Origin of the sequence: Clostridium sp. (assembly GCF_051656525.1) — a bacterium.
Taxonomy (GTDB): domain Bacteria; phylum Bacillota; class Clostridia; order Clostridiales; family Clostridiaceae; genus Clostridium.
This window is the reverse complement of record NZ_JBOGCC010000357.1, coordinates 1-5,281: the sequence shown is the minus strand read 5'-3', so window position 1 is coordinate 5,281 and position 5,281 is coordinate 1. Positions and strand designations below refer to the sequence as shown.

The 5,281-nt window shown below is 27.3% G+C and carries 4 protein-coding genes; 3 read left to right on the top strand and 1 reads right to left on the bottom strand.

What is annotated here, in order from left to right:
* The first annotated feature begins 90 nt into the window (after positions 1–90).
* Both ACRDDY_RS17430 and ACRDDY_RS17425 read left to right on the top strand, forming a co-directional pair.
* On the top strand, positions 91–852 hold the full coding sequence (locus ACRDDY_RS17430) for an SDR family NAD(P)-dependent oxidoreductase (protein WP_438566197.1): 762 nt from the start codon (positions 91–93) through the stop codon (positions 850–852).
* A gap of 160 nt (positions 853–1,012) precedes the next feature.
* Complete coding sequence (locus ACRDDY_RS17425) at positions 1,013–2,401, top strand: SH3 domain-containing protein (protein ID WP_438566196.1); 1,389 nt, start codon at positions 1,013–1,015, stop codon at positions 2,399–2,401.
* Between the two features lie 85 nt (positions 2,402–2,486).
* Here ACRDDY_RS17425 and ACRDDY_RS17420 read toward each other — a convergent pair whose 3' ends face one another.
* Entirely contained in the window at positions 2,487–4,400 is a 1,914-nt protein-coding gene (locus ACRDDY_RS17420) for a glycosyltransferase family 39 protein (protein WP_438566195.1), read from the bottom strand.
* Positions 4,401–4,763: 363 nt separating this feature from the next.
* Between ACRDDY_RS17420 and ACRDDY_RS17415 the strand changes: the two genes are divergently transcribed.
* The coding region (locus ACRDDY_RS17415; protein WP_438566194.1) for a VanZ family protein at positions 4,764–5,281 on the top strand (518 nt) is incomplete at its 3' end.

Below are 5,281 nucleotides of genomic sequence, written 5' to 3'. Positions count from 1 at the left end.
AATGGAGAATATTATTAAACTATTAAATTTGTATTTTAGAGGAGAAAATAATGAAATTTATTATACAATACTAGTAAGAGGTGATGTAATATGAATAATTTATCTAACAGTATTAAAGAAAAAGTTGTAATTATAACAGGTGGTACTAGAGGAATTGGTTTTGAGTCTGTAAAAAAATTCTTAGATAATGGTGCTAAGGTTGCTTTATGTGGTTCAAGGAAAGAAACAGTTGATAAGGCTTTAGAGGAATTAAGCGCAATTAATCCTAAGTATGATGTTGTTGGTTTTTATCCTAATTTATTAGATGAATCCTCAGTAAAAGAAATGGTAGATGGGGTTCTTTCTAAATGGGGCCAAATAGATGTACTTATAAATAATGCAGGTGTAAGTGATGATAAATCAATCTTTAATCAAACAGTAGAGGATTTTACTAAGGTTATGGATATAAATATTCAAGCTGTATTTAATTGCACAAAAGCTGTTGTTGAAATAATGAAAGATCAAAAATCAGGAGTTGTTTTAAATACAAGTTCTATTGTTAGTTTATATGGACAAAAAACTGGAGTTGGATATCCAACATCAAAATTTGCTGTAAATGGATTAACTAAGTCTTTAGCAAGAGAGCTTGGACCTTATGGAATTCGTGTTAATGCAGTTGCACCAGGTGTAATTGAAACAGATATGGTAGCAGCACTTGATAAAAATATTATAGAGAATATTGCTAAAGGTATTCCATTAAACAGAATGGGGACTGCTGAAGATATTGCAAATGCATTTTTATTCTTAGCTTCAGATATGGCAAGTTATATAAGTGGTGAAATATTATCAGTTGATGGAGCTGTAGTATTTTAAATAAAGTAAAAAGTGGTACTTAGTGTATCACTTTTTTTTTGTACATAAAAACTTCACTATATTTTTGTGAAAAAGAGAAAATATGGAATTGAAAGTTAAAAAAATAAGGAATATAATTTAATAAAAAGCTAAAATATTCAAAAAAGAGGAGTTTTTACAAATGAAAAAAGATAAAATTACAAAAATACTTATTTCAGCAGGAATTATGGTTTCAGTAATGGGAGTTACACCAGTAATGATGGCTAGTGCACAACCACTTAATAATAATGGATCATATAGTGTAGATTCTAGTAATAGTAATATTCAAAAAGCTGTTGTAAATACTACTGTGCAGCTCTCAAATGGAACTGCAAATAAATATGATATGGCAGTTATTACAGGAGAAAATGGAAATAATTATAGTATAATAACTCAATATGGAGCTACAGGGTCTATACCAAAATCAGATTTAACTGTAGTTAAAAGTGGAATAGGAAGTCAGTTAGTAAAATTAAATGAGATAGAACATGTAATTCATGTAACTACTGATTTAAATGTGAGACAACAACCAGATGTTCATTCTGGACTTTTAACTACGCTTAGAGATGGTGCAAATGTTCAAGTTGTAGGACAAGAAGGACAGTGGCTTAAAGTTAATGTAAATAATCAAACAGGATATGTTTATAACGATTTTATGCAAAAAGGTGGAGAAATACAAAGTAATGTATCATCAAGTAATACAAGTAGTCAAGAGACAAAAAATAATACGTCAAATGTAACAGTAACTAATAATAATACAAATAGTAATAGTAAGCAGGCCAGTAATAAGCCACAAGAGATAGTTTATAATAATCCAGAGTACGGATATATAAATATTCAAGGTGGATATTTAAATGTAAGAAGTGGAGCTGGAATGGGAAGTTCTGTTGTAGGGAAGTTAGTTAATAATGAAGCAGTTACAATATTAGCTAAAGAAGGAAATTGGTATAAAGTATCAATAGGTAATAAAGTAGGATGGATAGATGGAAATTATATAACTTTTGTAAATTCAAAAGGTGAAGAAATTTCACCATCAAAGTCAGCATCTAATAAAACAGAAGTAGGAAATAAAAATGTGCCAGTTAATAAAACTGAAACTAGTAATAAAAATACATCAACAAGTAAGGCAGAGCCAAAGAAAGAAAGTAATCAAAATACTAATAAATCAAATATATTAGAACAGTATAATATTGCTGGAACTTGGAAAGTAACAAATCAAACAGCAAATCCTATAGATACTAATGGAAAAAATGAAGTTTTAACAGGAAAAACAATAGTAATAGAGCCTAATGTATTTAAGGTTAATAATGTAACAATAAAAAATCCAACTTATTCAGTCCAAAAAATGGGTAATGATGTTGTATTTGGAAATCCAGGTGATGCAGGACATTATTTAAATGATAATCAGTATATTACAATATTACAGGTAAACTCACAACAATCTGTAAACAATTGTATGATTATATTAGGACAAGGACAGATACAAGTTGTAAATCCAACATCATATGTTTTTAATGCAGAAAGAGTTTAAAAGTAAAAGGCAGTTTGGTAATAGATTTTAAGAGCTAGGTAATGAAATAATCCCAATAGAAAAATTAAATTCTATTGGGATTATTTTAGTTTACTTTATATAGATTTGTATTCATATCATTATTATTTATGTTTTCCCAGTCTCTTCTAGGGATTAAAGTTCCAGTAGATTTAACCCAGTTCATTATTTCTTGATTGTTTGGACTAAGTGTTATGTTTTGTACTAAAACATATTTTATCTGTCCCTTTTTAACCATTTCTTTAAATTGTGGTAAAGTTACTACATTATCAGCACCAGAGAAACCACCAAGTGCCATAACTGATTTTTTAGATTGTAGTATAATTTTTTCAGCATATGGGGATGTATCTATTGATGTTGGTGTTACTAATAAGTATTTTTCTCCAGTTTCATGTTTTTCTAAATAGTTTATAAGTTTTGGAATATTTTTTTCTATTAAAGCATTTGGAGAGACTTCTTGAATATTTTTATCTGGTAATAATTGAAGTCCTGCTTCTGCTGCATTTCCATCTAAAGGATATTTAAGTGTTGCCCCTGAGCCTATTAATGGAATTGTCATAATTCCTAATATTCCAATTATAAATAAAGGTTTCTTAAACTTAGAATCTATATTTCTAAATAATAGAATAATTCCAATTGATATAAATGTAATTAAAAGTGCTCCAAAAGAAATTATTTTTAAGGTTTCTGTTAGGTTTTCATTGTAATAAATAAGCATTCTTCCTTGGAAGAAGATTGTTAGTAAAAATCCTAAACCTAAAAATACTGATTTCTTCTTGCTTTCTGTATATAATTTTCCTGAATAGATTATTCCAATTGAAGCTAAGGCTGCTATAGGTGCAGCTAAAATAGTTAAATAATAAGTATGTGCTATACCTCCTGAAAAACTAAAATATATAAAGTCTGGTATAAACCAAGAAAGGAGATATAAAAGTGCAACTTTTCTTTTATTAGTAAATTTAAAGATATTTTTTTCTTTAATTAGTCCTACTAATATTCCAAGAAGTGCAAAAGGTATAAACCAAATAATTTGATCTGACATAGAGTTTGGAGAGAGTAATCTCATAATGCCTCTACCATGATTACTTACAGGTGCTGCATTACCTTTTTCATCAACTACAGTTTGAGCTGAGGAAGTATTATTTTTTATCATTTGACTTGGTAAGAATGAGCCACCATTTAATTTAGAGTATACGCCTAATCTTTGTAATCCATTATGTCCTATCATAAGCTCAATAACACTATTATCAGTACTACTTCCAACAAAAGGTCTATCTTTTGCCGGAACCATATCTACAATAAAGCCCCATGATAATGATAAGATTATAAGAATTAAACTTCCTAAAATTAAATTTAGTATTTTTCTTTTTAAGGTTAGTTTATTTGATAAGAAGTATATAAAATAAACTGCAGGTAAAATTAAAAATGCTTCAACCATTTTTATGTTAAAACCTATTGCCATCCAAATAACACAAATAATTAAGTACTTTAACTTTCCTGTTGTAGCAGATTTAATAGCAAAATAACTTGCTATTAATGTAGTTAAAAGTAATAGATTATCTATAGTATTGTTTCTACTTGCAGCAACAACTACTGGGGTTATTGCTAAAGCTAAGGCTGAAACTAAGCCTACCCATATGCCAAAATATTTCTTCATTAAGTAATATAATAAAATTACAGATAAAACTCCTGCAATAGCTTGAGGAAGTATTATACTCCAACCATGAAAACCAAATATTTTAGCAAACAATCCTTGAATCCAAAGACCAATAGGAGGTTTATCCATTGTTATGTATCCAGTAGGGTCAAAAGATAAAAAGAAAAAATTTTTTCCACTTGTAAGCATACTCTTAACACCAGCTGCATAAAACTCATTTCCAAAACCTTCTATACATAAATTCCAAAAATTTAAAATTGCAGATAAAATGATAATTAGAATAAGAGCTAACTTATCCTTTGTAAATTTAAAACTTCTAATCATACTGTACTCCTAATTTTATTGTATTAAAGTAGATTTAGTATTTCCCCTTATCTTAGTATTATTTTATATATTATATTAAAATATGTTTTTTAATGAAATTCAATTTAAATTTTATCGAATATCAAGAATTTTCTGAAAAAATTTTAACAAGATAGGAGTAAAAATTTACATCATAGATTTGGAGAAAATAGAAGAAATAGAGAGGAAGATACTAAATTTAGAGCTTAAATAAGGTTAAGAATTAAAGCTATGTATCTTAACATATAGATAAATTAAAACAATAAATAATTGATTAAAAAATCAAAAAATGTGTATAATATATACTATAAATGAATATTTTGGGAGTGGGAAAAGTGAGAATGTATGGTAATAATAAATGAAAAGATTGGATTTTGTGTATTAAGTTTATGTTTATTTTTATGCATAACTAAAAAAATATTTACTCAAGATAAATATATGGATAGTGATGATAACAAAAAATGGTGTATAGATTTTGCTTTTAAAATGTATTTAATATTTGTAGCCTCAAGAGTATATTTTCCTATTATTATTGGTTTTGGTGAAAAGTTTAATTTTCGGTTACCAAAAATATGGTTAGATCCAATATGGAGTATAAATCAATACATAGCTAATGGCGGTCTTCAATATTGTTGGTACTTAATTGTAGGGAATATTTGTCTTTTAATTCCTTGTGGAATGTTTTTTGGATATTATTATAATAGAAGTTTTAAAAAAATTACTATAATGTTTTTGTTAATTAGTATATTCATAGAAGTTACTCAATTAATAGTATCATTAGTAATTCCAAATACAGTTAGATTCTTTGAAATAAATGATATTATTTTCAATACAATGGGAGGAGTTATAGGATATTTTTTGTA

Coding starts and splice junctions, on each gene's coding strand:
- ACRDDY_RS17430 (WP_438566197.1), top strand. CDS start 91: ATGAATAATTTATCTAACAGTATTAAAGAAAAAGTTGTAATTATAACA.
- ACRDDY_RS17425 (WP_438566196.1), top strand. CDS start 1,013: ATGAAAAAAGATAAAATTACAAAAATACTTATTTCAGCAGGAATTATG.
- ACRDDY_RS17420 (WP_438566195.1), bottom strand. CDS start 4,400: ATGATTAGAAGTTTTAAATTTACAAAGGATAAGTTAGCTCTTATTCTA.